General features: G+C 55.5%; 25 protein-coding genes, 1 tRNA gene and 1 pseudogene. 18 read left to right on the forward strand and 9 right to left on the reverse strand.

Features of this window, described 5'->3' with window-relative positions:
* Together BEI65_RS23595 and BEI65_RS23600 are read left to right on the forward strand one after the other, a co-directional pair.
* A partial coding sequence (locus BEI65_RS23595; protein ID WP_157765478.1) for a nuclear transport factor 2 family protein occupies positions 1–473 on the forward strand: 473 nt, incomplete at its 5' end.
* A 63-nt stretch (positions 474–536) separates the two neighbouring features.
* The gene (locus BEI65_RS23600; RefSeq protein ID WP_198404503.1) at positions 537–1,427 is read left to right on the forward strand and encodes an alpha/beta hydrolase; all 891 of its coding nucleotides are present in this window, start codon (positions 537–539) and stop codon (positions 1,425–1,427) included.
* A 210-nt stretch (positions 1,428–1,637) separates the two neighbouring features.
* On the opposite strand, the gene BEI65_RS23605 is transcribed toward BEI65_RS23600, so the two are convergent.
* Positions 1,638–1,714: transfer RNA gene (locus BEI65_RS23605), tRNA-Arg, on the reverse strand.
* A 332-nt stretch (positions 1,715–2,046) separates the two neighbouring features.
* Here BEI65_RS23605 and folD point away from each other — a divergent pair.
* Complete coding sequence (gene folD / locus BEI65_RS23610; RefSeq protein WP_099065332.1) at positions 2,047–2,913, forward strand: bifunctional methylenetetrahydrofolate dehydrogenase/methenyltetrahydrofolate cyclohydrolase FolD; 867 nt, start codon at positions 2,047–2,049, stop codon at positions 2,911–2,913.
* A gap of 10 nt (positions 2,914–2,923) precedes the next feature.
* Positions 2,924–3,136 carry a ribosome-associated protein YbcJ gene (ybcJ, locus tag BEI65_RS23615; protein ID WP_085115525.1) on the forward strand — a complete coding sequence of 71 codons (213 nt, stop codon included), beginning with the start codon at positions 2,924–2,926 and terminating at the stop codon, positions 3,134–3,136.
* Positions 3,137–3,205: 69 nt separating this feature from the next.
* On the opposite strand, the gene cysS is transcribed toward ybcJ, so the two are convergent.
* Positions 3,206–4,591, reverse strand: a complete 1,386-nt coding sequence (gene cysS / locus BEI65_RS23620) for a cysteine--tRNA ligase (protein WP_099065333.1) — start codon at positions 4,589–4,591, stop codon at positions 3,206–3,208.
* Between the two features lie 302 nt (positions 4,592–4,893).
* On the opposite strand from cysS, the gene ppiB reads away from it, so the two are divergent.
* The 4 genes from ppiB (at position 4,894) to purK (ending at position 7,876) form a co-directional block, all read left to right on the forward strand.
* The gene (gene ppiB / locus BEI65_RS23625; RefSeq protein WP_085115523.1) at positions 4,894–5,388 is read left to right on the forward strand and encodes a peptidylprolyl isomerase B; all 495 of its coding nucleotides are present in this window, start codon (positions 4,894–4,896) and stop codon (positions 5,386–5,388) included.
* Positions 5,389–5,398: 10 nt separating this feature from the next.
* A complete protein-coding gene (locus BEI65_RS23630; RefSeq protein WP_099065334.1) occupies positions 5,399–6,121 on the forward strand; it encodes a UDP-2,3-diacylglucosamine diphosphatase in 723 nt (240 codons plus the stop codon).
* A 166-nt stretch (positions 6,122–6,287) separates the two neighbouring features.
* The gene (gene purE / locus BEI65_RS23635; RefSeq protein ID WP_099065335.1) at positions 6,288–6,812 is read left to right on the forward strand and encodes a 5-(carboxyamino)imidazole ribonucleotide mutase; all 525 of its coding nucleotides are present in this window, start codon (positions 6,288–6,290) and stop codon (positions 6,810–6,812) included.
* Complete coding sequence (gene purK, locus BEI65_RS23640) at positions 6,809–7,876, forward strand: 5-(carboxyamino)imidazole ribonucleotide synthase (protein ID WP_099065336.1); 1,068 nt, start codon at positions 6,809–6,811, stop codon at positions 7,874–7,876. Before purE ends, purK begins: the two co-directional genes overlap by 4 nt.
* A gap of 70 nt (positions 7,877–7,946) precedes the next feature.
* Here the strand turns inward: purK and galE are convergent, their stop codons facing one another.
* The 4 genes from galE to ybbA all read right to left on the reverse strand — a co-directional run bounded on the left by galE (position 7,947) and on the right by ybbA (position 13,982).
* A complete protein-coding gene (gene galE, locus BEI65_RS23645) occupies positions 7,947–8,963 on the reverse strand; it encodes a UDP-glucose 4-epimerase GalE (protein WP_099065337.1) in 1,017 nt (338 codons plus the stop codon).
* A gap of 76 nt (positions 8,964–9,039) precedes the next feature.
* The gene (locus BEI65_RS23650) at positions 9,040–10,446 is read right to left on the reverse strand and encodes a sugar porter family MFS transporter (protein WP_099065338.1); all 1,407 of its coding nucleotides are present in this window, start codon (positions 10,444–10,446) and stop codon (positions 9,040–9,042) included.
* Between the two features lie 420 nt (positions 10,447–10,866).
* Positions 10,867–13,299, reverse strand: coding sequence for a putative ABC transporter permease subunit YbbP (ybbP, locus tag BEI65_RS23655; RefSeq protein ID WP_099065339.1), 2,433 nt, complete (start codon positions 13,297–13,299; stop codon positions 10,867–10,869).
* Positions 13,296–13,982: a putative ABC transporter ATP-binding protein YbbA gene (gene ybbA, locus BEI65_RS23660; RefSeq protein WP_099065340.1), complete on the reverse strand. Its 687-nt coding sequence runs from the start codon at positions 13,980–13,982 to the stop codon at positions 13,296–13,298. The genes ybbP and ybbA overlap by 4 nt, the downstream gene beginning before the upstream one ends.
* Between ybbA and tesA the strand changes: the two genes are divergently transcribed.
* The 3 genes from tesA (at position 13,953) to BEI65_RS23675 (ending at position 16,327) form a co-directional block, all read left to right on the forward strand.
* Positions 13,953–14,591, forward strand: coding sequence for a multifunctional acyl-CoA thioesterase I/protease I/lysophospholipase L1 (gene tesA, locus BEI65_RS23665; RefSeq protein WP_165366381.1), 639 nt, complete (start codon positions 13,953–13,955; stop codon positions 14,589–14,591). The genes ybbA and tesA overlap by 30 nt on opposite strands.
* Before the next feature lie 25 nt (positions 14,592–14,616).
* Positions 14,617–15,393 carry an SDR family oxidoreductase gene (locus tag BEI65_RS23670; RefSeq protein WP_099065341.1) on the forward strand — a complete coding sequence of 259 codons (777 nt, stop codon included), beginning with the start codon at positions 14,617–14,619 and terminating at the stop codon, positions 15,391–15,393.
* 79 nt (positions 15,394–15,472) lie between these two features.
* A complete protein-coding gene (locus BEI65_RS23675; RefSeq protein ID WP_099065342.1) occupies positions 15,473–16,327 on the forward strand; it encodes a co-chaperone YbbN in 855 nt (284 codons plus the stop codon).
* 41 nt (positions 16,328–16,368) lie between these two features.
* On the opposite strand, the gene cfa is transcribed toward BEI65_RS23675, so the two are convergent.
* Entirely contained in the window at positions 16,369–17,520 is a 1,152-nt protein-coding gene (cfa, locus tag BEI65_RS23680) for a cyclopropane fatty acyl phospholipid synthase (RefSeq protein WP_099065343.1), read from the reverse strand.
* A gap of 241 nt (positions 17,521–17,761) precedes the next feature.
* Between cfa and BEI65_RS23685 the strand changes: the two genes are divergently transcribed.
* Together BEI65_RS23685 and BEI65_RS23690 are read left to right on the forward strand one after the other, a co-directional pair.
* Positions 17,762–18,667, forward strand: coding sequence for an SPFH domain-containing protein (locus BEI65_RS23685; RefSeq protein WP_017891872.1), 906 nt, complete (start codon positions 17,762–17,764; stop codon positions 18,665–18,667).
* A gap of 2 nt (positions 18,668–18,669) precedes the next feature.
* The gene (locus BEI65_RS23690) at positions 18,670–19,131 is read left to right on the forward strand and encodes an NfeD family protein (protein ID WP_099065344.1); all 462 of its coding nucleotides are present in this window, start codon (positions 18,670–18,672) and stop codon (positions 19,129–19,131) included.
* On the opposite strand, the gene cueR is transcribed toward BEI65_RS23690, so the two are convergent.
* Positions 19,128–19,529, reverse strand: a complete 402-nt coding sequence (cueR, locus tag BEI65_RS23695) for a Cu(I)-responsive transcriptional regulator (protein ID WP_099065345.1) — start codon at positions 19,527–19,529, stop codon at positions 19,128–19,130. The two genes, BEI65_RS23690 and cueR, sit on opposite strands and share 4 nt — an antisense overlap.
* Positions 19,530–19,648: 119 nt before the next feature.
* On the opposite strand from cueR, the pseudogene BEI65_RS23700 reads away from it, so the two are divergent.
* From BEI65_RS23700 to ybaK, 3 genes and pseudogenes are all read left to right on the forward strand, one after another.
* Positions 19,649–19,834, forward strand: a pseudogene (locus BEI65_RS23700) (cation transporter); the annotation flags it as partial.
* A 181-nt stretch (positions 19,835–20,015) separates the two neighbouring features.
* Entirely contained in the window at positions 20,016–20,819 is an 804-nt protein-coding gene (locus BEI65_RS23705; protein ID WP_099065347.1) for a TraB/GumN family protein, read from the forward strand.
* 226 nt (positions 20,820–21,045) lie between these two features.
* Complete coding sequence (gene ybaK, locus BEI65_RS23710) at positions 21,046–21,525, forward strand: Cys-tRNA(Pro)/Cys-tRNA(Cys) deacylase YbaK (RefSeq protein ID WP_099065348.1); 480 nt, start codon at positions 21,046–21,048, stop codon at positions 21,523–21,525.
* Positions 21,526–21,561: 36 nt separating this feature from the next.
* Here ybaK and ushA read toward each other — a convergent pair whose 3' ends face one another.
* Entirely contained in the window at positions 21,562–23,217 is a 1,656-nt protein-coding gene (gene ushA, locus BEI65_RS23715) for a bifunctional UDP-sugar hydrolase/5'-nucleotidase UshA (protein WP_099065349.1), read from the reverse strand.
* A gap of 180 nt (positions 23,218–23,397) precedes the next feature.
* Between ushA and BEI65_RS23720 the strand changes: the two genes are divergently transcribed.
* Together BEI65_RS23720 and ybaL are read left to right on the forward strand one after the other, a co-directional pair.
* On the forward strand, positions 23,398–24,618 hold the full coding sequence (locus BEI65_RS23720) for an MFS transporter (protein ID WP_099065350.1): 1,221 nt from the start codon (positions 23,398–23,400) through the stop codon (positions 24,616–24,618).
* Positions 24,619–24,864: 246 nt separating this feature from the next.
* Complete coding sequence (gene ybaL / locus BEI65_RS23725) at positions 24,865–26,556, forward strand: YbaL family putative K(+) efflux transporter (RefSeq protein WP_099065351.1); 1,692 nt, start codon at positions 24,865–24,867, stop codon at positions 26,554–26,556.
* Positions 26,557–26,569: the final 13 nt, after the last annotated feature.

Consider the following 26,569-nt stretch of genomic DNA (forward strand, 5'->3'; position numbering starts at 1 on the left):
CAGTAAGTTGGCACCATTACCAGGCATTCTTAGAAAATACCGCTAAGGATAAAGTTGAAAATGCCGCTAATCAATTAGTAGATATTAATGCTACCTATGTCTCGCTCAATTTTAACAACCCTGAGTTAAAACAGATTGAGCCTTGGGCGGGTACCTCCCAAGGGCGTCAAGTGTATATTGATACCTTCGTCAATGTTGGGACCTACTGGAATGTTGATGCCTTTGATATCACAGATATCCTTGCAGAGGGCGATACAGTGGCCGTATTTGGGCAATTTACTTACACCTCTGTCGCTCTGGGCCACCAGTTTACCTCCCCCTTTTCGATCAAGGCTAAAGTAGAAAACAGTAAAATCGTATATTTTCAGTTCATGGAAGATACTTATGCCTCTGCGGCATCATTCCGTGCCAGTGGTGAGTGGGTTATCCAGAACAGAACCGATGTGGCAGCATTTCAGGTAGGGAAAAAATAATCGGCAAAAGACAACATTCCTTTTTTAGGGACGTTTCGATAAACGGATAGGAGTAGCAATTTAATGGACAAGAAAATCGAACGAGTTTTAGAAATGCGGAGTGATTATCGTCAACTGATCCCGACTGCCGGTGAGCCAGATTGGGTAGAAACCCTGTCAGAAATAGTTATTCCCACCTCACCTGAATATGATATGCCTGCACGATTGTATGTCCCTGCACAAAAAGAAAACACACTTAAACCTGCAATTCTGTTTATTCATGGTGGTGGCTGGGTCTCGGGCGATTTAGATACTCATGATGTACTTTGCCGCGCCCTGGCCAATAAATTCGGTGCTGTCGTGCTGGCAATTGACTACCGTCTAGCCCCAGAGTTTCCCGCCCCAATAGGGATTGAAGATAGCTATGCAGCCTTACAATGGTTACATCAGCAGGCAGAGACGTTGCAGATCGACCGCAATGCTATTGCAGTAACCGGCGACAGCGCGGGAGCGACAATAGCTATAGTGGTGAATGCCCTCACCCGTGATCGTAAAGGTCCACCCATTTGTGCACAGTGGTTGATGTATCCCAGTGCCAGTTTCGATTTTGACACGCCATCCTTCGCCGCATTTGGTGAAACTAATTTCCCTACTACTGACATTATGAAATTTGTGGCAAGCTGTTACCTCCCTGAAGGGATGGCAATAAACGATCCGCTCGTTTCACCATTATATGGAAATCACCATCACCTTTCCCCGACACTTATATCCGTAGGTGACAATGATCCACTTTACGATGGATGTATACAGTTGGGCGATGTTTTAAACCATGCGGGAGTAACAACCCTGGTTAACGTGTATAAAAATGCTGAGCATGGCTTTATTCAATTCTTTAAAGATACCACCACCCATCCGGCAGGCATGGCTGGATTAAAAGATGGGGTGACTTTTTTGAAACATTACTTGCGTCCCTGATCTTCTTTTTTGGGGGGATATTCCCAGACTTTTCCGTCCCCCAGTTTCAGGTCTACTGATTGCTACTTTTGGAGAGCTGCCCCGTTTCCCCATATCATTTAACCGAACATACGAGAAAAAATTGACGAAGTCTTGGCGGACAATGTCACTAATCTGACACTTTTGGGAAATGTAGCTGTTGAGGAAGAAGCTTAATTCGTTGAATCTAAATGGTACGCCCTACAGGGCTCGAACCTGTGACCTACGGCTTAGAAGGCCGTTGCTCTATCCAACTGAGCTAAGGGCGCATTGGGATGCGGCAACCGAGGGTTGCGGGAGGGGATTATACGGTCAGGGGTTACTGAGTCAATGCCTTTTCATGACGTTACGGCTGTAGCCGTGCTTTATGGTGTTTTTTCAGCCATTACAGATATCGCTATGAAGTTAACATCGTTATTTATCTTGAGTTCGGCTCGGTACCGGGCGGTAAAAAGATGTAGCGGATCATTCTGTTGGCATAAAAAAACGTAAATCATGCCAGGCAAACGGCGTCGAACACGATTCAGCGCCTGACAGCGCGCTCCGCTTCTGACAAAATAGCACCATCCCCGCTTTTCTTAATTGATGGATTTCCTCACTGATGTCAGCAAAGATTATTGATGGTAAAACGATTGCGCAGCAGGTTAGAAACGAAGTGGCTGAGCAAGTTAAACAACGTCTGGCTGCCGGTAAACGCGCGCCGGGCCTGGCAGTCGTACTGGTTGGCGAAAACCCGGCCTCACAGATTTATGTCGCCAGCAAACGCCGCGCCTGTGATGAAGTGGGTTTCCTCTCCCGCTCCTATGATTTGCCTGCCACCACCAGTGAGGCCGAACTGCTGGCGCTGATCGATCAACTGAATACCGACGGCGAGATCGACGGTATTTTAGTGCAGTTGCCGCTGCCTGCCGGCATCGATAACGTCAAAGTGCTGGAACGTATTCATCCGGATAAAGACGTCGACGGTTTCCATCCGTACAACGTCGGTCGCCTGTGCCAGCGCTCGCCTAAACTGCGTCCCTGCACCCCACGCGGCATCGTCACCCTGCTCGAGCGCTATAACATCGATACCTATGGCCTGAATGCCGTCGTGGTTGGCGCGTCCAACATCGTCGGCCGCCCGATGAGCATGGAGCTGCTGCTGGCCGGTTGCACCACCACCGTGACCCACCGGTTCACCAAAAATCTTCGTCATCACGTCGAAAACGCCGATCTGCTGGTGGTTGCGGTCGGTAAACCGGGCTTTATTCCGGGTGATTGGATCAAACCGGGTGCGATCGTGGTGGATGTCGGCATTAACCGCCTGGAAAGTGGTAAAGTAGTCGGCGACGTAGATTTTGAAGCCGCCAGCGAGCGCGCAGCCTACATTACTCCGGTTCCGGGTGGCGTTGGCCCAATGACCGTTGCTACACTGATCCAAAATACCTTGCAGGCCTGCGAGGTTTATCACGACGTTCAACCTAAATAAGTAAGGCAGTATGGAAACTTTTAATCTGGATAATCACCCGCACGTCGAACTGTGCGACCTGCTCAAATTCCAGGGCTGGTGTGAAAGCGGCGGCGGCGCCAAAGAAGTCATCGCCGATGGGCAGGTGAAAGTGAACGGCAAAGTAGAAACGCGTAAGCGCTGCAAAATCGTTGCCGATCAGGTAGTCGAGTATAACGGCGGCAAGGTTGTCGTTAAGCCGTAAGCCGTGCTCCATAGAAAAAGGCGCTGAGGGTTAACTCAGCGCCTTTTTTGTTTGTCAGCCTAAAGCGAATTACTTACGGCGCCAGGTGGTACCCTGTGGGCCATCTTCCAGCACGATGTTCATCTCATTCAAGCGGTCGCGCGCGGCATCCGCCAGCGCCCAATCTTTGGCTTTGCGCGCGTCGTTGCGCTGTTTGATCAAGGCTTCGATCTCCGCCACTTCACCGTCGTCAGCCTGTGCGCCGCCCTGCAGGAACAGCTCCGGTTCTTGCTGCAACAAGCCCAACACCTTCGCCAGCTTGCGCAGTTCCGCCGCCAGCCCGTTGGCTGCCGTCAGATCTTCAGCCTTCAGGCGGTTAACCTCACGCGCCAAATCAAACAGCGCTGAGTAAGCTTCTGGCGTATTGAAGTCGTCGTCCATTGCCTCGCGGAAGCGAGCTTCGAACACTTCGCCACCGGCCGGTTGAGCGTTGGCGTAGGTACCACGCAGCGCGGTGTACAGACGTTCCAGGGCAGTACGCGCCTGCTTCAGGTTCTCTTCGCTGTAGTTCAGTTGGCTACGATAGTGGCCAGACATCAGGAAGTAACGCACAGTTTCGGCGTCGTAGTAGCCCAGCACGTCGCGGATGGTGAAGAAGTTATCCAGCGATTTCGACATTTTTTCTTTGTCGATCATCACCATACCGGAGTGCATCCAGTAGTTGACGTAAGGGCCATCGTGCGCACAGCTCGACTGGGCAATTTCGTTCTCGTGGTGCGGGAACATCAGATCGGAACCGCCGCCGTGGATGTCAAAATGAGTGCCCAATTGCTTGCAGTTCATGGCAGAACATTCAATGTGCCAACCCGGACGGCCTGCGCCCCATGGCGATTCCCAGCTCGGTTCGCCCGGCTTGGACATTTTCCACAGCACGAAATCCATCGGGTTGCGTTTCACGTCGTCGATTTCTACGCGTGCACCGGCCTGCAACTGATCCAGATCCTGGCGTGACAACAAGCCGTATTGCGGATCGCTGTCGATGGAGAACATCACATCGCCGTTGCTGGCCACATAAGCGTGATCGCGCTCGATCAGGCGCTGGGTGATCTCAATGATCTCGGCAATATGCTGGGTAGCACGCGGTTCGATGTCCGGGCGTTCAATCAGCAGGGAGTCGAAATCGGCGTGCATCTCTGCCAGCATGCGCGTGGTCAGTTGATCGCAGCTTTCGCCATTCTCTGTCGCGCGGCGGATAATTTTATCGTCAACGTCGGTAACGTTACGCACGTAGTTCAGCGAATAACCGAGGTAGCGTAAATAACGCGCCACTACGTCGAAAGCAACAAAGGTACGCCCGTGGCCGATATGACACAGGTCATAGATGGTTACCCCGCACACGTACATGCCCACTTTACCGGCATGAATGGGTTTAAATTCCTCTTTTTGACGACTCAGGGTATTAAAAATCTTTAGCATCGGGACATTCCGTGGTGTGCGTGATAACAAAAATAGTAATTAGGCGATTCACCCAGCAGCGTATTGAAACCCGAAGCCTGATCTAATGCAAGGTTAAGGCCGCGGTTTGCTAAGCTGAGAGGTGGAAAACGGTGAGAAATCAGCGATCGCCTTCAACGTTATAATATAACAAATCTCGGTTTACCACAGTCGGCATGCGGTTTAGCCGCTGCTGACTGATTAAAGGAGATATGTTATAACGGCGGTCTGATTGTTCACTCGATCCCTGTGACATCTCAATTCATCTTGTTAGGACTAAAACTATGGTTACTTTCCACACTAATCACGGCGATATCGTTATCAACACCTTTGCTGACAAAGCGCCGGTTACCGTTGAAAACTTCCTGAACTATTGCCGTGCAGGTTTCTACGATAACACCATTTTCCACCGTGTTATCAATGGCTTTATGGTTCAGGGCGGCGGTTTCGAACCTGGTATGACCCAGAAAGACACCAAAGCGACCATCAAGAACGAAGCCAACAACGGTCTGAAAAACACCATCGGCACCCTGGCAATGGCTCGTACCAACGATCCACACTCTGCGACCGCACAGTTCTTCATCAACGTGGCTGACAACGACTTCCTGAACTTCCGCGGCGAAAACGCGCAGGGCTGGGGCTACTGCGTATTTGCTGAAGTGTCTGAAGGCATGGACGTGGTTAACAAGATCAAAGCGGTGAAAACTGGCCGTAGCGGCATGCACCAGGACGTACCGGTAGAAGACGTGATCGTCACTAGCGTTACCGTCAGCGAGTAATCGCGGCTGCATGAACACGCTGTTCATCGCAGATCTGCATTTAAGCGCACAGGAACCGGCAATCACTGCCGGTTTTCTGCGTTTTTTGCGGCAAGATGCTCCCCACGCCGACGCCCTGTACATTCTTGGCGACCTGTTTGAAGCCTGGATCGGTGATGACGATCCCGAGCCGCTGCACGGCGAAATCGCCGCGGCCCTGAAGGCGCTGCAACAGACTGGCGTCCCCTGCTACTTTATCCACGGCAACCGTGATTTTCTGGTCGGCAAACGCTTTGCCCGCGCCAGCGGCATGCAACTGCTGCCGGAAGAAAAAGTGCTGGATCTGTATGGCCGAAAAATCCTGATCCTGCATGGCGACACGCTGTGTACCGACGATCAGGCCTACCAACAGTTCCGTCGCAAAGTGCACAATCCCCTGATCCAAAAACTGTTTCTGGCGATGCCGCTACGCTGGCGACTGAAGATCGCTGCCAAAATGCGGGCCCGCAGCCAGCAGAGCAACCAGTACAAGTCAGAATCGATTATGGACGTCAACCCGCAAGCGGTTGAGCAGGCAATGCTGTGCCACCAGGTTCACTGGATGATCCACGGCCACACTCACCGCCCGGCGGTGCATGAATTGGCATTGAGCAACGGCAAGGCCCACCGCGTGGTGCTGGGTGCCTGGCACGTCGAAGGCTCAATGATCAAAGTCAGCGCCGACGCCGTCGAACTGATCCAGTTCCCGTTCTAAGTTCCTGACTTGTCGCACAGGTAAAAAAATTCACCCTTTTGACGATGAAAACCGGCGACGCAACCGTTTTCCTCGCCGTGCGCTCATGGTATGCTCTACGCCCTCATTCGGCCTCCCGCCGCAGGCAACCGGCCGTCGTTTGTACAATCACAGGAGCCTTACACCCATGGGAGCCAACGCCGCTTCAGCCACCCACGCTGGGGTCAAAATCGCAATTGTAATGGGATCGAAAAGTGACTGGGCCACCATGCAGTTTGCGGCCGACGTCCTGACCTCGCTCGATGTCCCGTTCCATGTCGAAGTCGTTTCCGCTCATCGCACGCCAGACAAGCTGTTCAGCTTCGCCGAACAGGCGACGGCAAACGGTTTTGACGTGATCATTGCCGGTGCGGGCGGTGCTGCGCATCTGCCAGGCATGCTGGCGGCGAAAACGCTGGTTCCGGTGCTGGGTGTTCCGGTCCAAAGCGCCGCCCTGAGCGGTGTAGACAGCCTGTATTCGATCGTGCAAATGCCGCGTGGCATTCCCGTCGGTACTTTGGCGATCGGCAAAGCGGGTGCTGCCAATGCCGCACTGCTGGCGGCGCAAATTCTGGCGCTGCACGACACCGCGCTGGCACAACGCCTGGCCGACTGGCGTCAGGCACAGACTGACGACGTTCTGAACAACCCGGATCCGCGGGAGGAAGCATGAAGCCGGTTTGCGTACTGGGCAACGGCCAGTTAGGGCGCATGCTGCGCCAGGCCGGTGAGCCGCTGGGCATCGCCGTGTATCCGGTTGGCCTCGACGCCGAACCGGAAGCCGTGCCCTACCAGAACAGCGTGATCACCGCTGAAATCGAACGCTGGCCGGAAACCGCGCTGACGCGCGAACTGGCGACCCATAACAGCTTCGTCAACCGCGATATCTTCCCACGTCTGGCGGACCGCCTGACGCAAAAACAGTTGCTCGATCAGCTTGGCCTGGCTACCGCACCGTGGCAGTTGCTGGCCGATACCGCCGAATGGCCACAGGTGTTTGCTGCCCTTGGCGAACTGGCGATCGTTAAACGCCGTGTTGGCGGGTATGACGGCCGCGGCCAGTGGCGTCTGCGTCCAGGCCAGGAAGCCGAACTGCCGGCCGATGCCTATGGTGAATGTATCGTTGAGCAGGGCATTAACTTCTCCGGTGAGGTCTCGCTGGTTGGTGCTCGCGGGCATGATGGCCAATCGGTGTTCTATCCACTGACCCATAACCTGCATGAAGAAGGCATTCTGCGCACCAGCGTGGCGTTACCGCTGCCCAACCCTGCGCTGCAACAGCAGGCGGAGCAAATGCTGACGGCCATCCTTGATGAGCTAAACTACGTCGGCGTGATGGCGATGGAGTGCTTTATCGTTGGCGATCGTCTGTTGATTAACGAGCTGGCCCCCCGGGTGCACAACAGCGGTCACTGGACGCAGAACGGCGCGTCCATCAGCCAGTTCGAACTGCATCTGCGCGCCATTCTCGCCCTGCCGCTGCCGAAGCCGGTAGTGAGCACCCCGTCGGTGATGGTCAACCTGATCGGTACCGCAGTGGATCCGCAGTGGCTGGCGCTGCCGCTGGTGCATCTGCACTGGTACGAGAAAGAGGTGCGTGAAGGCCGTAAGGTCGGGCACCTGAACCTGAACGATCCTGACGCCTCTGCATTGCAGCAGACGTTACAGGCACTGGCACCATTGCTACCAACCGAATACCAAAGCGGTCTGGCCTGGGCACAGCAAAAGCTGGCTTAAGTATTACGCCGCGCCAAAAACAAAGGGTTCAACTCATAGAGCTGAACCCTTTTTTATTGCCGATGAAAAGCTAGCGGCGATAGCCCTGCGGATTTTTACTCTGCCAGTTCCAGGTATCGCGCATCATCACGTCTAGCCCGCGTTGCACCTGCCAACCCAGTTCCTGTTTCGCCAGCCCGGCATCGGCCCAGAAGGCAGGCAAGTCGCCTGCGCGGCGCGGTAGGATCTGATAAGGAATGGCAACGCCCGAGGCCTTTTCAAACGCCTGCACCATTTCCAGCACCGAGTAGCCGACCCCGGAACCGAGGTTATAGGCTTTAAAACCGACCATCTTAGCTAAATGATCCATCGCCGCCAGATGGCCCTGCGCCACGTCCATCACGTGGATATAATCACGCACGCCCGTGCCGTCTTTGGTTGGGTAGTCGCCGCCGAACACGCTCAGGCTTTCCCGCTGGCCAATCGCCACCTGCGCAATATAAGGCAGCAGGTTATTGGGAATGCCGCTCGGATCTTCGCCAATCAGGCCAGACTCGTGGGCACCCACCGGATTAAAGTAGCGCAGCGCGATAATCGAAAATGCCGGTTCGGCCTTGGCAAAATCCTGCAGGATCTGTTCAACCATCCATTTGGAAGTGCCGTAGGGGCTGGTGGTGCCACCGATCGGCATATCTTCCCGATAAGGCACCGGGGCATGTTCTCCGTACACCGTGGCGGAGGAGCTGAAGATAAACTGATGGACTCCCGCCTCGCGCATCGCCTCCAGCAGCACCAGCGTCCCCGCCACGTTGTTCTGATAATACTCCAGGGGTTTTTGGGTGGATTCCCCCACCGCCTTCAGACCGGCAAAGTGGATCACCGAGGCAACTCTGTTTTCCTCAAAGATGCGCTTCAGGCAACCGGCATCCTGCACATCTCCCTGATAGAACGTCGCAGCCCTGCCCGTCAGTTGTTCCACGCGCCGTAAAGACTCTTCGGACGCATTGACCAAATTATCCAGCACCACCACATCTTCACCACGTTCCAGCAGCGCCAGTACCGTATGTGAACCAATGTAGCCCGCGCCGCCGGTTACCAGAATCGTCATAACTTCACTTCCCCTTATTCAGTATCAGGAGCGAAAACCCGCCGTATCCGCGGGTCTCGTGTGCCTGGTTAACCGCTCAGCGTGAACCAATGTTGCGTAACGGTTTGCCGGCCATCAGATTGCGTTCGATATGTTCCAGAGAGATATTTTTCGTTTCCGGGATCAACGCCAGCGTGATGAAGATAAACACCAGGTTGAGCGCCGCGTAGACCCAGAAGGTATAAGCGCTGCCCAGCGAATTCAGCATGGTCAGGAACGTCGCCCCGACGATCATATTGGCGATCCAGTTGGTGGCGGTGGAACAGGTGATGCCAAAGTCACGACCTTTCAGCGGTTGGATCTCGGAACACAGCACCCAAATCAGCGGACCGGCACTCATGGCAAAACCGACAATAAACATCAGCAGCATGATAATGGCGAAGTATTGCTCGGTCGGTGAATTCATCCCCACATGCATCATCGTCCCCAGCGCCCCCATGCCCACTGCCATGACGATAAAGCCCAGCGTCAGCGTCGGTTTGCGGCCCCAGCGGTCAACCAGGCCAATGGCGATAAAGGTGGCCAGTACGTTGACCAAACCCACAATCACCGTCCCCCACATCTGCTGGGCGGTACTGGCAAAGCCCGCCAGACCAAAGATCTTCGGTGCGTAATACATGATAACGTTCATGCCGGTGAACTGTTGCATCACCTGTAGCAGGACGCCGAGAAAAACGGCACGGCGGAAGTTCTTATTGTCTTTAAACAGTGACCAGCCGCTTTGTTTCAGCTTGAGGCTTTCACGAATTTCGTTCAGTTCATGCTGCGCCTGAGCACTGCTATCACGCAGTTTCTCCAAGACCTGACGCGCCTGTTCATGACGGTTACGCGAAGCCAGCCAGCGTGGACTATCCGGCAGGAAAAACACCCCGACCAGCAGCAGTACGGCTGGAATGGTAATCACCCCCAGCATCCAACGCCAGGCGCCGGTGTAACTGAATGCGGTATCCGACAGGTAGGCCGCCAGAATGCCGATGGTAATCATCAGCTGATACATCGAAATCATGCTGCCGCGAATTTTTTCCGGCGCGATTTCAGACAGATAAATGGGCGCCGTATAGGATGCGACCCCCACCGCCAGCCCGAGTAGAATACGCGACAGCAGCAAGACTTCAACGTTAGGTGCCGCCGCTGAGCACAACGAGCCCAGCACGAACAGCACTGCGCCAATCATCAGGCTGTATTTACGCCCGATACGGAAGTTCATCCAACCGCTGCCCACGGCACCGACCGCGGCCCCAAACATCATTGAGCTGACCACCCACTCTTGCTGGGAACTGGTCATATGAAACGAATCAGTGATAAACGGCAGAGCCCCCGCAATAACGCCGATATCCAGACCAAACAGCAGCCCGGCCAGTGCGGCTAAAAAACAGACGAAAAAAGTCATGCCTGCATTGCTTTGGCTTTTCTCAGCCGCCGACACTTTGACGGTAGTACTCATACTGCCTCCAATCGATAACGTTCTTAAGTTGCCGTTATGATAGGAGGCAATCCGCCGGAGAGAAGTGAGTGCGATCACATTAGTGGAAACGATTACATAATTTAATTATCACAAAAAAAGCAAAACCATAACCCTGAAAAGACTTAAATACATTGATTTAATGTGATAATTTGCCAGATCGTGGAGTTGAAATGACGATATTGGTAACTTCCCTTTACCCTCATTTTTGATGTCTGTTTTAGTAAACCGAACATTAAGTGTAACCGATTTCACACTCAGGACGTCGAAGTGCCCTGGCCGAAAGCGCTGGAGTTGGGGATAAATACGGGGGGTAAGCGAAGAACTGGAACGCGTGGGGGGCAGTGCTTATTGTGGTTATGACCGGCCCTGTCACTTGGGCCAGCCTGATATCACGTTGAGTTAACCCTCGTAGCTGCGGAACAGCGCCTGTCCGCGCAGCAAGCGCACGCCCAGCCAACCGCCACACAGTGACAACAACAGCGCGCTGAGTAACGGCAGTGCCCACCACAATACCGGCGTGGGTGCCCATGGGAAGTCAAACACCTGGCTCTGCAGCAACCACAGCGCCGCTTCCGCGCCCACCGCGGCGGCAATGCCCGCCACCAGCCCCAGCAGGGCAAACTCACACCACAGCGTGCTGCGCAACAGGCGCTTGCTGGCACCCAGCGTGCGATACACCACCAGTTCCTGACGTCGCTGACGCATACCTACCTGCACCTGCGCCATCAGCAACAGGCCGCCACAGAGCACCACCAGCACCACCATCACTTCCAGTGCGCGGCTCACCTGCTGCAGTACGCCACCCACCTGTTTGAGGATCGAACCTATGTCCAGCAGGCTGAGCGTCGGGAACTGACGATTAAGCTGGGTCAGCATCTGGCCATCCCCGTCGTAGCGGAAACTGGTGAGCCAGGTTTGCGGTTGGCCGTCCAGCGCACCCGGCGGGAAGATGAAGTAAAAGTTCGGCTTCAGGCTTTCCCAATCCACCTGACGCAGGCTGGTGACCTTGGCGCTGAACGACTGAGTATCGCCGCTGAAGGTCAGCGTATCACCCAGTTTGATCTTAAGCCGCCCGGCAATGCCCTGATCCATCGACACCTCGCCGACTTTCGGCGGCCAACTACCGGCCAGCAGCGGATTGTGCGCTGGCAAATCTGCCAGCCAGGTCAAGTTCAGCTCACGATTCACCGCCTCGCCACCCGGATCGTCCTCATGCACCCGCTCGGTCGCCACCTGCTGGTTAATCTCGGTCAGGCGTACACGGACAATCGGGTAGTAGGTTTCTGGCTTGATTTGATGCTGTTGCAGGAAGGTTTTCACCTGAGGCACCTGCGCTTCGGTCAGGTTCAACAGGAAGTAGTTCGGGCTGTCCGGCGGCAACTGCTGCTGCCAACGCTCGAGCAGATCGCCACGCAGCACCAATAATAACGCCAACAGCATAAATGACAGCGAGAACGCCGCCAGTTGGCTGACAGTGACCCAGGGCTGATGCAGCAGACGATTAACCGCCAGCCGCAGCGCCAGGTTTTTAAGCGTAATACGGCGCAGCAACAGCAGGCTGCCCCAACCGATACAGCCCAACAGCAGTGCCAGCACCAGAATGCCGGCGAGGATCGACCACAGCAGCGTGCTGGCTCCCATCAGCGCAGTCAGCAACGCCACCACTATCACCGCCGTCACCGGCAGGAAATAGCGTAGCGGCCAGACATTGGCCACCACGTCACGACGCAGTACCCGCAGCGGCTGGGTCGCCAGCAACTGCCGGTATGGCCGCAGCCCCACCAGCAGCGAAATCATCAGCAATGCGCCGATCGCCCACAACCACGGCCAGGCTCCGGCTGCGGGCAACTCCGCCGGCAACACCGGTGCCAACAGGCGGATCAACACCGCTTCAAACCCCAGCCCGATAATGCCGCCACACACCGCCGCCAACAGGATCACCGCCAACCACTGGCCGACGATTAGCTTCCGCAACGCGCTGCGACCGGCCCCCAGGGTTTTCAGCACCGCGATCAGGTCGTAACGGCTGCGGCAATAGTGGCTCATCGCCACCGCCACGGCGGCAATCGACAGCAACAGGGTCAGTAACGCCGACAACAGCAGGAACTGCTGAGAACGCTGCAATGATTTCCCCAGAGCGCTGCCGGACTCCTGCAGACCAAACCAGCGTTGGTCAGGCCCCAACTGCGGCGTCAGGCGAGCTTCGTAACGCTGGATATCCTCCGGGGTCCCGGCAAACATATAACGGTAGGTCAGGCGGCTGCCCGGCTGCACTGCCCCGGTTTTGTCCACATCCGCCAGATTGATCATGATGCGCGGTGCCGTCTGGAACGGGTTGAAGCCGGAATCCGGCTCCTGAATGATTTCTCCGGCGATGCGTAAGCGGGTATCGCCCACGTCCAGCTTATCTCCTACCTTCACGTTCAACAGCGCCAGCAGACGCGGTGCCACCAGCACGCTCCCCGGCTCCAGTTTGACGTTGGCCGGGCGAGTCTCCAGCTTGCCGTACAGCGGATAGGCCAGATCGGTGGCTTTTACATCCGCCAACTGGGGCCGATCGCCGGCATAGGTCATGGTGGTGAACGACAGCTGTCGGCTGACTTTCAGCCCCTGTTGCTGTGCGTCCAGCAGCCAGCCTTCCGGTACCGGCCGGGCGCTGCGCAACACCCGATCACCGGCAATAAAATCGCGGCTCTGCTGACTCAGGCCTTTGTCCATACGGTCGCTGATGCTGCCCAATGCCAGCACGCAGGCCATCGACAGCGTCAGCGCCAGCCAGACGATCAGCAGCGACGGCGAACGCCACTCGCGCCAAAACCAGCGCCAGATCATGCTTCCTCCCACAGCTTGCCTTCACGCAGGCGTAGCCGCCGCTGGCAGCGTGCCGCCAGGGTTTCGTCATGGGTGACCAGAATGAGCGTGGTGGAGAAATCGCGGTTGAGGGAAAACAGTAAATCGGCGATGCGTTCACCGGTCTGGCGATCGAGATTGCCGGTGGGCTCATCGGCAAACAGCACCCGTGGTCGGCCACTGAACGCCCGTGCCAGCGCTACGCGCTGTTGTTCACCGCCAGAAAGCTGTGCCGGCAAGTGGTCAAGACGCTTGCCCAACCCCAGTTGATCCAACAGTTGCACTGCCTGTTCGCGGCTCTGGCGATCGCTTTCGCCACGCAACAACGCCGGCAACTGTACGTTTTCCAGCGCGTTGAGCGTCGGTACCAGCATAAATGATTGAAATACAAAGCCGACATTTTTGGCGCGCAGGGCGGCACGGCCTTCTTCATCCAGCGCGGTCAGTGACTCGCCCAACAAATGCACCTCCCCTTCACTGCCGTCGTCCAGCCCGGCGAGGATCCCCAGCAGCGTTGACTTGCCCGAACCGGACTCGCCAATCAGGGCAATTGTCTGCGCGGGTTTGACAACCAGCTCGACTCCGGTAAGGATGGAGAGCTGATGCTCACCCTGACCAACGTGTTTACTAAGATGATGAACTTCAAGAACGTTTTCCGCTGGCATCTTCCCTTCCTTTTGCTGTTGGGATTATTCAGTTTACGCGCTGTCGCCGCCGATACCTTATTGATATTGGGCGACAGTTTAAGCGCCGGTTACCGCTTGCCGGTGGCGCAGGCCTGGCCGACGCTGCTGGCCGACCAATGGCAGAAAAAACCGGGTGAACCGCAGCTGGTCAACGCCAGCATCAGCGGCGACACCGCCGCACAGGGGCTGGCACGCCTGCCCGAACTGCTAAAACAACACCAGCCACGCTGGGTACTGATTGAACTGGGTGCCAACGATGGCCTGCGCGGTTTCCCGGCGCAGGATCTGCAGCGCGACCTCAGCCAAATCATCACGCTGGTGCAGCAGGCCGGTGCACAACCGCTGCTGATGCAAATCCGTATTCCCCCCAACTATGGCCGCCGCTATACCGAGGCCTTCAGCGCGATTTATCCGCAGCTGGCCAAACAGTTCGACATTCCACTGCTGCCGTTCTACATGGAACAGGTGGTGGTAAAAGCGGAATGGATGCAGGATGACGGATTGCATCCCAATAAGGATGCCCAACCGTTTATCGCCACCTGGATGGCGGAACGCCTGGAACCTCTAGTAAAACATGAGTCTAACTAAATAGGGTTGTACACTAGGTAAAGTTATGCAAAAAGCAGTGTTGATAACCGGCTGTTCCAGCGGGATTGGATTGATTGCCGCGCAGGATCTGCGTAACCGTGGTTACCGGGTGCTGGCCGCCTGTCGCAAGCCGCAGGACGTAGAGAATATGCTTCAGCTTGGGCTGGAAGGCATTGAGCTGGATCTGGACGACAGCGCCAGCGTCGAACGCGCCGCCGCGAAGGTAATCGAACTGACCGGCGGCCGCCTGTATGGCCTGTTCAATAACGGCGGTTTTGGCGTTTACGGCCCGCTGAGCAGCATTTCCCGCCAGCAGTTGGAACGGCAGTTCGCCACCAACCTGTTCGGTACCCATCAACTCACCCAGCTGCTGTTGCCGGCGATGTTACCGCACGGTGAAGGGCGCATTATTCAGACCAGTTCGGTGATGGGGCTGGTGTCCAGCGCCGGACGTGGTGCCTATGCCGCCAGCAAGTTTGCACTGGAAGCCTGGTCCGACGCGCTGCGAATGGAGCTGCACGGCACCGGCGTTCAGGTCAGCCTGATTGAACCCGGCCCGATCTCCACCCACTTTACCCAGAACGTCAATCAGGCGCAGAGCGATAAACCGGTGCATAACCCCGGCATTGCCAAGCGTCTGACGCTGCCACCGGAGGCGATTTTACCCAAACTGCGCCACGCGCTGGAAAGCCCAAGGGCCAAACTGCGTTACCCGGTGACCCTGCTGGCGCACGCGCTAAGCGTATTACGTCGCATCCTGCCCGGCCGCTGTCTGGACTGGGTATTACGCAGCAACGGTTAATTTGGCCGCCGGGGTTGAAGAATGCTGCTCCGCCCCCATCTAAAAGCCAATGGCTCCGCAAGATCAGAGAGAAAATTACATGCTAGCTCAAGCTGTTGTTGATATTAACGAAACAAACCTGCACCAGACGCTGGAACAGTCAATGTCCATGCCGGTGGTGTTCTACTTCTGGTCGGATCGCAGCCAACACTGTCTGCAACTCACCCCAATACTCGATAAGCTGGCGGCGGAATATGCCGGTCAGTTCCTGCTGGCAAAGGTCGATTGTGACGCAGAACAGGCCATCGCTGCCCAGTTCGGTTTGCGCTCGCTGCCGACGGTGTATCTGTTCAAAGATGGTCAGCCCGTCGACGGTTTCCAGGGCCCACAGCCGGAAGAAATGATCCGTGAATTCCTGCAGCGTTTCCTGCCGAAGGAAGAAGATCTGAAACTGGCGCAGGCGACCGAACTGCTGGCCGAAGACAAAGCCGCAGAGGCGCTGCCCCTGTTGAAAGACGCCTGGCAAGCCAGCCAGCAACGTAGTGATATCGGCCTGACACTGGCAGAAACCCAGATCGCGCTGAACCGCACTGAAGATGCCGAAGCCGTGCTGGCGACTATCCCGTTACAGGATCGAGATACCCGTTATCAGGGCCTGGTGGCGCAAATTGAACTGCTGAAACAGGCCGCCGACACGCCGGAAATTCAGCTGTTGCAACAGCAGGTGGAGCAGCAGCCGGAAAACGTCGACTTGGCCGTGCAACTGGCGCTACAACTGCATCAGGTTGGGCGTAATGAAGAAGCGCTGGAACTGTTGATCGGGCATCTGAAGAAAGATCTCGCCGCCGCCAACGGCAGCGCGCGTAAAACATTGATGGATATTCTGGCCGCACTGGGCACCGGCGACGCGCTGGCCGCCAAGTACCGTCGTCAGCTGTATTCACTGTTGTACTGATAGGTTGGGGCGCAGCTCCTTGAACTGCGCCCCAACCCTTCTCAGCGGTAAACCCGCACCCCGCCTTCAACGCCTTTCGGGCTGAACAACACCTGCCAGAGCTGAATATCACGCGAACGGAATGCGCCGGCACAGGCGTTCAGGTAATAGGTAAACATCCGTTCAAAACGTTCAGAATAGCCTTCGGACAGCATCGGCCAGGCCTGTTTGAAATTCTCATACCAGGCCATCAGCGTGCGATCATAATCGGCACCGATATTGTGCCAATCCTCCATCACAAAACGCCCTTCGCTGGCTTCGGAGATATGACGCACCGAAGGCAGACAGCCATTGGGGAAGATGTACTTGTCTATCCAGGCGTCGACGTGAAGATTTGTTTGGTTGGCACCAATGGTGTGCAGCAGGAACAGGCCATCGGGTTTAAGATTACGCGCGGCAACACGGAAATAAGTGTCGTAGTTTTTTGGCCCCACGTGTTCAAACATCCCAACGGAAACGATGCGGTCAAATTGCAGATTCAAATCACGATAGTCCTGCAGCAGGATCTCGACCTCAAGACCGGCACAGCGCTCCTGCGCCAGCTTTTGCTGCTCGGCGGAAATGGTCACACCGTACACCGAGACCCCGTAGTTTTCCGCCGCATACTGCGCCAGCCCACCCCAGCCGCAGCCGATATCCAGCAACGACATGCCCGGTTTTAACTGCAGCTTTTCGCAGATCATTTTCAGCTTGGCCAACTGCGCCTGTTCCAGCGTTTCGGCCTCCTTCCAGTAACCACAGGAGTATTGCATATAGGGATCGAGCATCGCGCGGAACAGATCGTTGCCAATGTCATAATGCTCTTTGCCCACCTGCCAGGCACGTTTGCGTGACTGAAGGTTGAACAACCGGGTATAGGCAATGCGCGCAATGTCGCTCAGATTTTTTGGCAAACGCTCGTCGACACCGGCCTGCAAAATGCGGGTGAACAACCCATCCAACCGATCGCAGTCCCACCAGCCGTCCATATAACTTTCGCCGAACCCAAGCGAACCTTCCTGCAAAATGCGTTTAAACAGCGCCGGGTTATGCACCTTGATATCGCAGGCACGGTTACCATTGATGGCGATACCGGCGGCGGACAGTAATTCCTCCACAATGCGATACCAACGATCTTTTTTTGGGGCGAGTTCATCAACACTGATTGAGTCCATAACAATCCTTGGCACTGATGTCATTTCAAAAAGCATAGTCGCAAATAAAAATGACAAATATTCGAAGTGAAAAGCGGCAATGCTTTTTACTGTAGCCAAGACGGACAACGTCATGAAATGAATTAAAATTATTGGAAACATGCCAATTTGGAATGTTAATGGCCCAGCGCCCCTGATTTATTAGTCTTTACACTGCGGCTGGCGTAATATCTGTTTACATATGTCTGACAGGAGGTTTGCCATGTTCACCCTTATTCCCATCGTGATTGTCGTCGCACTGATCATCGTATTTGCCGGCGTCAAAATTGTTCCGCAAGGGTTCCAATGGACGGTGGAACGCTTCGGCCGCTACACCAAAACGCTGATGCCCGGTTTAAACCTGGTGGTGCCTTTTATGGACCGCATCGGCAGAAAAATTAATATGATGGAGCAGGTGCTGGATATCCCTTCACAGGAAATCATCTCGCGCGACAACGCCAACGTGGCCATCGATGCGGTGTGTTTTATCCAGGTGGTCGATCCGGCGCGTGCCGCTTATGAAGTGAGTAATCTTGAGCTGGCAATCGTCAACCTGACCATGACCAACTTCCGTACCGTGCTCGGTTCCATGGAGCTGGACGAAATCCTCTCGCAACGTGACAGCATCAACAGTCGCCTGCTGCATATCGTCGACGAAGCCACCAATCCGTGGGGCATTAAAATCACCCGCATCGAGATCCGAGACGTACGTCCGCCGGCAGAATTAATCTCGGCAATGAACGCCCAGATGAAGGCCGAGCGAACCAAGCGTGCAGATATTCTGGAGGCCGAAGGCGTGCGTCAGGCTGCCATCCTGCGTGCCGAAGGTGACAAACAGTCGCAAATCCTCAAGGCAGAGGGTGAACGTCAGTCCGCGTTCCTGCAGGCAGAAGCCCGTGAGCGTGCCGCTGAAGCAGAGGCGCGAGCCACTCAACTGGTGTCCGACGCTATCGCCAGCGGCAATATCCAGGCAGTGAACTACTTTGTGGCGCAGAAATACACCGATGCGCTGCAGAAAATCGGCTCCGCCAACAACAGTAAAGTTATCATGATGCCGCTGGACGCCAGCAGCCTGCTTGGTTCAATTGGTGGCATTGCCGAACTGTTGAAAGACAACAAAGGCAAGTAATCATGCTCGAACAAATTGCAGCAAACCCGCACTGGTTTTGGCTTTCCCTCGGCGGGCTGCTGCTGGCGGCAGAAATGCTCGGTGCCAGCGGCTACCTGTTGTGGAGTGGCGTATCGGCGGTGGTGGTCGGCGCCATCGTCTGGCTGTTGCCGCAGTTGGGCTGGGAATGGCAGGGGGTGATTTTTGCCGTACTGACCGTAGTAGTGGCCTACCTGTGGTGGTACTGGCTGCGCCAGCGCCCGGCTGCAGCTTCCAGCGGTTCGCAGGTGCTGAACCAGCGCAACCGCCAGTTGATTGGCACCCGCGCCACGCTGACCGAACCTATGCATAACGGTATGGGGCGCATTAACATCGGCGACAGCAGTTGGCGGGCCCAGGCCAGTGAAGATCTGGCGGTGGGTACCGAGGTCGAAGTGATCGCCGTCGAGGGCATAACGCTGGTGATCCGCGCCATTACCCGTTAGTGGTTATGACAACAACCCGCCAGATTATTAATGATCGGGCACTCGGCTCCGTCATCGCCCGGACACTGATCCGCCAGCGCCACTAAACGCTGGCGCATCTCACCGAGTTCGGCAATGTGCTTTTCAATATCAGCCACTTTTTGCAGCGTGCGCGCTTTCACATCGGCGCTATGGCGGGCCGGATCGTTAAACAGCGCCACCAGCTCACGGCATTCATCCAGATTAAACCCCACCTGCCGAGCCTGGCGCAGCAGCGTCAGTTCTTCAATGTGCTTTGGGTTATAGCTGCGGTAACCGTTATCGGTGCGGATCGGCGCGGTCACCAGCCCTTTCTCTTCATAAAAGCGAATGGCCTTGCTGGTTAAACCGGTTTTTTTCGCTACATCGCTAATATTCATTTTCACTCCTTGACCTTCCCCTTGCTGGAAGGTTTATCCTTCATTCTTAGTGAAAACAGGTCAAGCGGTCAACCTTTAAACACCGCACTTGAGCGAGGAATCGAATCATGTCACAAACTACCGTACTGGCATTGCAGGGACTTTCCTGCATGCATTGTGTTGGCAGCACACGTAAAGCCCTGGAAGCCGTGCCTGGCGTTACCGCCGTGGATGTGGCTATTGATAGCGCCAAAGTGACTGGCGATGTCGCGCCACAAACGCTGATTAACGCAGTGGAACAGGCCGGTTATCACGCCACTCTTGCCTAACCCCCCATAGACTGAACCAAGACCACGGGGCGCAATTCATCGCGCCCCGTTTCCTTTGGGATAATTCCTTCACTCTTCAGACTTTCTTGTATGCCAGATAGCGTTTAGCATGGGGTAAATGTTACGCCCCTCACCTTTCAAGCTGAAAGGCGAACAAGTTATTCAGGAGCCACGCTGTATGGGTCAACTGTTACGCCGCATCGCCGCCTTTCTCGGCCTGATCTCCCCCATCACCTACGCCTATCCGGCACTGGATATTCGACTGCCCGGCGATCGTCAGTTCCATCTGGTGGGCAGTATTCATATGGGGACGGTGGATATGTCACCGCTGCCGGCCAAACTGGCCGCACGCCTGAAGCAGGCAGATGCCTTGATCGTGGAGGCCGATATTACCGGCTCCGCCTCCCCCTTTGACCACATCTCGCAGCAGGCAGAGCTGGATCAACGGCTCTCCGAACCCGAATTTCAGCAGTTGTTGACGCTGTGCCAGGAGCTGGGGACCGATGCCGAGACTTTTTCAACCCTGCCCGGCTGGCAGGTGGCGCTGATGATGCAGGCCCGTCAGGCTCAGCGGCTGGGGTTGCGCGCCGAATACGGCGTGGATTATCAGTTGTTGCAGGCCGCCAGGGCACAGCATAAAAAGGTGATCGAGCTGGAAGGTGCTGAACAGCAGATGGCGATGCTGGAGCAGTTACCGGAAGGAGGCATGGCGCTGCTGCGTGATACGCTGGAGCACTGGCATACCAACGCACGATTGCTGCAAACTATGGTGAGCTGGTGGCTGGACGCGAAACCCAACGGCATGCTGGAAACCCTGCCCGCGACTTTCAGTGCCGATCTGTACGACGTGTTGATGCATCAGCGCAACCGCGACTGGCGACAAAAACTGGAGGCGTTACCGGCAGGCAATTACGTAGTGGCGGTGGGTGCGCTGCATCTGTACGGCGAGGATAATCTGCCGGCGATGCTGCAGGAGCAGTAAAAAAAGTGGCCAATATCGCTACTGGCCAGTCAAAGAGGAATTTCTTGTATTTTAGTTATACGCATAGCAACCGTGTTAACGGTTACAATACACAGGGTAGCAACCGAGTGAACATCTTGGCAACCCGCTTTATGTTGCCGTTGCTCAGGTTGCTGTTACCGTTATATTTTTGTCGTTTTGTTGCAACCCGTTGCACCCTTGTGCGTCGGGAGAAATAGGAAAACCCATGACGCCCGCAGTGATCCTGCTTGAGAAACAAAAAGTCGCCTTTACCCTTCATCCTTATCATCACGACAGTGCAGAAACCCACTTCGGTGATGAAGCAGTGAAGAAACTTGGACTGGATGCCGATCGCGTTTATAAGACGCTGCTGGTGGCACTGAACGGTGATGCCAAACATCTGGCGGTAGCGGTCACGCCGGTCGCCACTCAGTTGGATTTGAAAAAGGTCGCCCGTGCACTGGGGGCTAAAAAAGCAGAAATGGCCGATCCGCTGCTGGCGCAACGCGTCACTGGTTATCTGGTGGGGGGCATCAGCCCGTTGGGGCAGAAAAAACGCCTGCCAACGGTGATCGACAGCCCGGCACAGCAGTTCGCCACCATTTACGTTTCCGGCGGCAAACGCGGGCTGGACATTGAGCTGGCGGCAGCAGATCTTTGCCGATTGTTGGCAGGTAGCTTCGCCGATATCGCCAAGCGCGATTGAAGAGTCAGGGGAGCCATGCGGCTCCCCGGCGACCACTTACTGATAAACGATCTCGCCCTTCGGCTCATAGGCCGCCGCATCCAGCGGTGAGTGCTTCTCAATGTACTGTTTCAACACTTCGGCATCGATAAAGCCGGTATTGACGTAGCTTGGCAGAGTATCCAGCTTCGGATAACCGTCCCCGCCCAGCGCATTGAAGTTCAGCGTTGCCATACGGTAAGTTTTATCCGCCTGTAGCGGCTCGCCCTTGATTTTGACATTGCTGACACCCTGCTGACCGTCCGCCGTCAGGCTAACGTTGGCAAACTGCGCGTAGGCACCGGAATCCACCTTCATGTTGGCGACTACCGCCAGGTATTTTTCCACCTCGCTGCCTTTCATTTCGACGTAAACCAGCGTATTGCCGAACGGTTGTACCTTCAGCACGTTTTTATAGGTAATGTCGCCGCCTTCAATCGAGTCACGTACCCCGCCCCCGCTCATTACGGCGAAGTCGGCCTCGGCACGTTCCATCTGCGCTGCCAGCAGCACGCGCGACAGGTTGGTCTGAACAAAGCGCACCTTGCTGCGATCGCCTTCCAGCTTGCCGTTGACGCTGCCAATTTTCACGTCCAACTGCGCCTTGCCCTTTTCCTGGAACGGCGTCAGCAGTTTCATCATCGACGCATCTTCCGCGATCTGCTGGGTGTAATACACGCGCTCACTGGTGCCGTCGGCTTTCTCCACCTTCTTCTTCAGATTGACCGGGATCAGCTGATAATGCACCAGCTTCAGTTCACCGTTACGGAACTGGAAATCGGCACGGCCGACATACTTGCCCCACTCGTGCGCCTGCACGATCCAGGTACCGTTCTGACGATCCGGCGAGCACGGGGTGCCCGGCACATAATCCACCTGCTTGTGGTTTTCACCAGCCATACAAACCGGATCCTGCGAGTGGCCACCGACGATCATGTCCAGATAACCGGCAGGCAGGCTGCGCGCCATTTCGACATCACCGGGTGCGTTAGAGCCGTGGTTGCCGTCATCATAATGGCCCATATGGGTCGCGGCGATGATCACGTCAGGCTTCTCGTCCTTACGCAGTTGCTCTACTACCTGTTTGGCTTCCTGCGCCGGCACGTGGAACTCGATGTCGGTGAAATATTCCGGGTTGCCAATCTTGGAGGTGTCATCGGTGGTCAGGCCGATCACCGCAATTTTGATGCCCTGTTTGTCGAACAAGGCATAAGGCTTGAACAGACGCTGCTGGGTGCTTTTCTGATAGATGTTGGCCGACAACAGCGGGAAGGTGGCCCACTTCTCCTGCTGGCGCAGCACGCTGAGCGGATTGTCGAATTCATGGTTGCCGATCGCCATCGCGTCATAGCCCACCAGATTCATGCCACGGAAGTCCGGCTCGGCATCCTGCAAGTCGGATTCCGGCACGCCAGTATTGATGTCGCCCCCCGACAGCAGCAACAGGCTACCGCCCTTGGCCGCAACGTCCTGACGGATGCTGTCCACCAGCGTTTTTTGCGCGCCCAGACCATATTCGCCGTGGTCGTTCTGCCAAAAATGACCGTGGTGATCGTTGGTGTGCAGAATGGTAATGTCGTAGGTCTTATCCTTTTCCCAGGCGCTGGCGGCTCCCGACAGGAAAGTCAGGGATACGGCCAGGGCACATGCGGTGGTTTTTAACGAAAAGCGCATGGCGAACTCCATATGATAATTAACTGTTTTTTTGAGGTGGACGAAATTGTAGCGCGAAACGAAGGTAACAAATTTCAAATTTTTGCGATATGCGTCAAATTATGTCGGATATGGTAAATAGTGAACAACTTGCCTAAGATATCTGCTCTGTCCTCTAAAACTTACCAGGCTAATAATAAAATGACCGACCGTAGCGAAACTGCCCTGCCACCGGCCAAGAGCAGTGCGGTTAAAGGGACGGCTTTCTCGATCCTCGGAGCCATCAGCGTCTCTCACCTGCTCAATGACATGATTCAATCGCTGATCCTGGCGATTTACCCGATCCTGCAGGCTGACTTCAGCCTCAGCTTCGTGCAAATCGGCATGATTACTCTGACCTATCAGCTCACGGCGTCCTTATTGCAGCCGCTGATTGGTTACTACACGGATAAACACCCGCAGCCTTATTCGCTGCCGATTGGCATGGGCTTTACCCTGTGCGGTCTGCTGCTGCTGTCCGTGGCCAATACCTTCCCACTGGTGCTACTGGCTGCTGCGTTGGTCGGCACCGGCTCGTCGGTATTCCACCCAGAATCCTCCCGCGTAGCGCGTATGGCGTCCGGTGGCCGACATGGCCTGGCACAATCGCTGTTCCAGGTGGGAGGCAACTTTGGCAGTTCCCTCGGGCCACTGCTGGCGGCACTGATTATCGCTCCTTATGGCAAGGGCAATGTCGCCTGGTTCTCACTGGCGGCCCTGCTGGCCATCGTGGTGTTGTTGCAGGTCAGTAAATGGTATCAACAGCAGCATCGTGCGACAAAAGGCCAGCCTAAAGTGGCTTCGATGGTGAAACCGCTGCCAAAACGTACCGTTACCTATGCGATTGGCATCCTGCTGGTGTTGATTTTCTCCAAATACTTCTACCTGGCGAGCATTAGTAGCTATTACACCTTTTATTTGATGCACAAGTTCGGTGTATCCGTGCAGAATGCCCAATTTCACCTGTTTGCGTTCCTGTTTGCCGTAGCCGCAGGCACCATTATTGGCGGGCCTCTTGGCGACAAGATAGGAAGGAAACGTGTTATTTGGGGCTCTATTCTTGGTGCAGCCCCATTCACCCTTGTTTTACCCTATGCATCTCTGTACTGGACCGGCATTTTAACGGTGTTTATCGGGGTAATTCTCGCGTCAGCGTTTTCCGCCATTCTGGTTTATGCCCAGGAACTGATCCCCGGCAAAGTGGGTATGGTTTCCGGCTTATTCTTCGGTTTTGCTTTTGGTATGGGCGGGTTAGGCGCGGCAGTTCTTGGTTATGTCGCAGATTTGACCAGCATCGAGCTGGTCTACCAAATCTGTGCTTTCCTGCCGTTGATCGGCATTATCACTGCTCTACTGCCAAATACGGACCATAACGCCAAATAACCCTGTTGAAACCCCGGTTGTAATCCATCGTTCAACCGGGTCATCTCCCACACAATCCCATGTTATTTGACTTATTAAGTGTTAAATCCCCTTACTGGCGTACCAAAAGCGGAATCCTCTGCTTTTTCGCAAAATAGCTATATTTAGCTAAGCAAGGCGCGAACAAATGCAATAAACTAAATGTATCTTTTCGTAACTCTGTTGCGTTTCCCTCTCTGCTGCGATGCATAACTAGAAGGAGTCTGGATGCATAATTCAACACCGCTAATCTCCACCATTGTCGGAGGGTTAGTACTCGCCTTCCTCTTCGGTATGCTGGCAAATCGCCTGCGCATCTCCCCACTGGTGGGATACCTTGCCGCAGGCGTACTCGCCGGCCCGTTTACTCCCGGTTTTGTTGCCGATACCTCGTTGGCTCCAGAACTGGCGGAAATCGGTGTGATCCTGTTGATGTTCGGTGTTGGCCTGCATTTCTCCCTTAAAGACCTCCTCGCAGTAAAACATATCGCCATTCCCGGTGCCATCGCGCAAATTGCCGTCGCCACCCTGCTCGGTATGGGGCTGTCAAAGTTATTGGGTTGGGATTTGATTTCCGGCCTGGTGTTCGGGCTCTGTCTGTCCACCGCCAGTACCGTGGTGCTGTTGCGCGCGCTGGAAGAACGCCAGTTGATTGATAGCCAACGCGGGCAAATCGCCATCGGCTGGCTGATTGTGGAAGACCTGGCGATGGTGCTGGCGCTGGTACTGTTACCGGCCTTTGCCAACATGCTGGGTAACGACAACGCCAGCAGCAGTCAGTTGCTGATCGAGCTGGCCATTACCATCGGCAAGGTTATCGCCTTTATGGCACTGATGATTGTGGTTGGTCGCCGTCTGGTGCCGTGGATCCTGGCAAAAACCGCCAGTACCGGCTCACGCGAGCTGTTTACCCTGGCGGTGCTGGCGCTGGCGCTGGGCATTGCCTACGGCGCTGTCGGCTTCTTTGACGTCTCCTTTGCCCTGGGGGCCTTCTTCGCCGGTATGGTGCTGAACGAGTCGGAGCTGAGCCACCGCGCCGCCCACGACACGCTGCCGCTACGCGATGCGTTTGCCGTACTGTTCTTTGTCTCGGTCGGCATGCTGTTTGATCCGATGATCCTGATCCGCGAACCGCTGGCGGTGCTGGCAACGCTGGCGATTATCGTGTTCGGTAAATCAGCCGCGGCGTTCCTGCTGGTGAAAATGTTCGGTCACTCCAAGCGCACCGCGTTGACCATCTCCGCCAGCCTGGCGCAAATTGGCGAGTTCGCCTTCATTTTGGCAGGGCTGGGGATCACGCTGGGCATGATGTCGGAGCACGGTCGCAATCTGGTGCTGGCTGGGGCTATCTTGTCGATCATGCTTAACCCACTGCTGTTCACCCTGCTCGAGCGTTATCTGGCCAAGACGGAGACCATAGAAGACCAAATCCTGGAAGAAGCGGTAGAAGACGAGAAGCAGATCCCGGTCAATATGTGCAACCATGCGCTGGTAGTCGGCTATGGCCGCGTAGGCAGCCTGCTGGGGGCCAAGTTGGCCGAGGCCGGCGTTCCGCTGGTGGTGATCGAGAATTCCCGTCCACGGGTTGAGGCGCTGCGTGAACAGGGCATCAAAACGGTATTGGGCAATGCCGCCAATCCGGAAGTGATGGATCTGGCGCGACTAGACTGCGCTCGCTGGCTGTTGTTGACCATACCCAACGGTTACGAGGCCGGTGAGATCGTAGCCTCTGCGCGAACCAAGCGGCCCAATATCGAGATTATTGCCCGGGCGCACTACGATGACGAAGTGTCGTATATCTCCGATCGCGGCGCGGATCAGGTGGTGATGGGCGAACGGGAAATCGCCAACAGCATGCTGAATATCCTTAAACTGGATACGCTGACTGAAGAAGAGAAAATGGGCGGCTGCCCGATCTGATGTGACAAGCGAT

The organism is Serratia sp. BW106 (genome assembly GCF_002607755.1).
Lineage (GTDB): Bacteria > Pseudomonadota > Gammaproteobacteria > Enterobacterales > Enterobacteriaceae > Serratia > Serratia proteamaculans.

Bases quoted from the DNA above. Each gene is read 5' to 3' on its own strand.
- BEI65_RS23630 (WP_099065334.1), top strand. From the start codon at position 5,399: ATGAACACGCTGTTCATCGCAGATCTGCATTTAAGCGCACAGGAACCG.
- cfa (WP_099065343.1), bottom strand. From the start codon at position 17,520: ATGGACTCAATCAGTGTTGATGAACTCGCCCCAAAAAAAGATCGTTGG.
- ybcJ (WP_085115525.1), top strand. From the start codon at position 2,924: ATGGAAACTTTTAATCTGGATAATCACCCGCACGTCGAACTGTGCGAC.
- BEI65_RS23670 (WP_099065341.1), top strand. From the start codon at position 14,617: ATGCAAAAAGCAGTGTTGATAACCGGCTGTTCCAGCGGGATTGGATTG.
- BEI65_RS23690 (WP_099065344.1), top strand. From the start codon at position 18,670: ATGCTCGAACAAATTGCAGCAAACCCGCACTGGTTTTGGCTTTCCCTC.
- BEI65_RS23720 (WP_099065350.1), top strand. From the start codon at position 23,398: ATGACCGACCGTAGCGAAACTGCCCTGCCACCGGCCAAGAGCAGTGCG.
- cueR (WP_099065345.1), bottom strand. From the start codon at position 19,529: ATGAATATTAGCGATGTAGCGAAAAAAACCGGTTTAACCAGCAAGGCC.
- purE (WP_099065335.1), top strand. From the start codon at position 6,288: ATGGGAGCCAACGCCGCTTCAGCCACCCACGCTGGGGTCAAAATCGCA.
- ppiB (WP_085115523.1), top strand. From the start codon at position 4,894: ATGGTTACTTTCCACACTAATCACGGCGATATCGTTATCAACACCTTT.
- galE (WP_099065337.1), bottom strand. From the start codon at position 8,963: ATGACGATTCTGGTAACCGGCGGCGCGGGCTACATTGGTTCACATACG.
- cysS (WP_099065333.1), bottom strand. From the start codon at position 4,591: ATGCTAAAGATTTTTAATACCCTGAGTCGTCAAAAAGAGGAATTTAAA.
- tesA (WP_165366381.1), top strand. From the start codon at position 13,953: ATGAACTTCAAGAACGTTTTCCGCTGGCATCTTCCCTTCCTTTTGCTG.
- ybbP (WP_099065339.1), bottom strand. From the start codon at position 13,299: ATGATCTGGCGCTGGTTTTGGCGCGAGTGGCGTTCGCCGTCGCTGCTG.
- ybaK (WP_099065348.1), top strand. From the start codon at position 21,046: ATGACGCCCGCAGTGATCCTGCTTGAGAAACAAAAAGTCGCCTTTACC.
- ybbA (WP_099065340.1), bottom strand. From the start codon at position 13,982: ATGCCAGCGGAAAACGTTCTTGAAGTTCATCATCTTAGTAAACACGTT.
- BEI65_RS23650 (WP_099065338.1), bottom strand. From the start codon at position 10,446: ATGAGTACTACCGTCAAAGTGTCGGCGGCTGAGAAAAGCCAAAGCAAT.
- BEI65_RS23685 (WP_017891872.1), top strand. From the start codon at position 17,762: ATGTTCACCCTTATTCCCATCGTGATTGTCGTCGCACTGATCATCGTA.
- BEI65_RS23675 (WP_099065342.1), top strand. From the start codon at position 15,473: ATGCTAGCTCAAGCTGTTGTTGATATTAACGAAACAAACCTGCACCAG.
- folD (WP_099065332.1), top strand. From the start codon at position 2,047: ATGTCAGCAAAGATTATTGATGGTAAAACGATTGCGCAGCAGGTTAGA.
- ybaL (WP_099065351.1), top strand. From the start codon at position 24,865: ATGCATAATTCAACACCGCTAATCTCCACCATTGTCGGAGGGTTAGTA.
- ushA (WP_099065349.1), bottom strand. From the start codon at position 23,217: ATGCGCTTTTCGTTAAAAACCACCGCATGTGCCCTGGCCGTATCCCTG.
- BEI65_RS23705 (WP_099065347.1), top strand. From the start codon at position 20,016: ATGGGTCAACTGTTACGCCGCATCGCCGCCTTTCTCGGCCTGATCTCC.
- purK (WP_099065336.1), top strand. From the start codon at position 6,809: ATGAAGCCGGTTTGCGTACTGGGCAACGGCCAGTTAGGGCGCATGCTG.
- BEI65_RS23600 (WP_198404503.1), top strand. From the start codon at position 537: ATGGACAAGAAAATCGAACGAGTTTTAGAAATGCGGAGTGATTATCGT.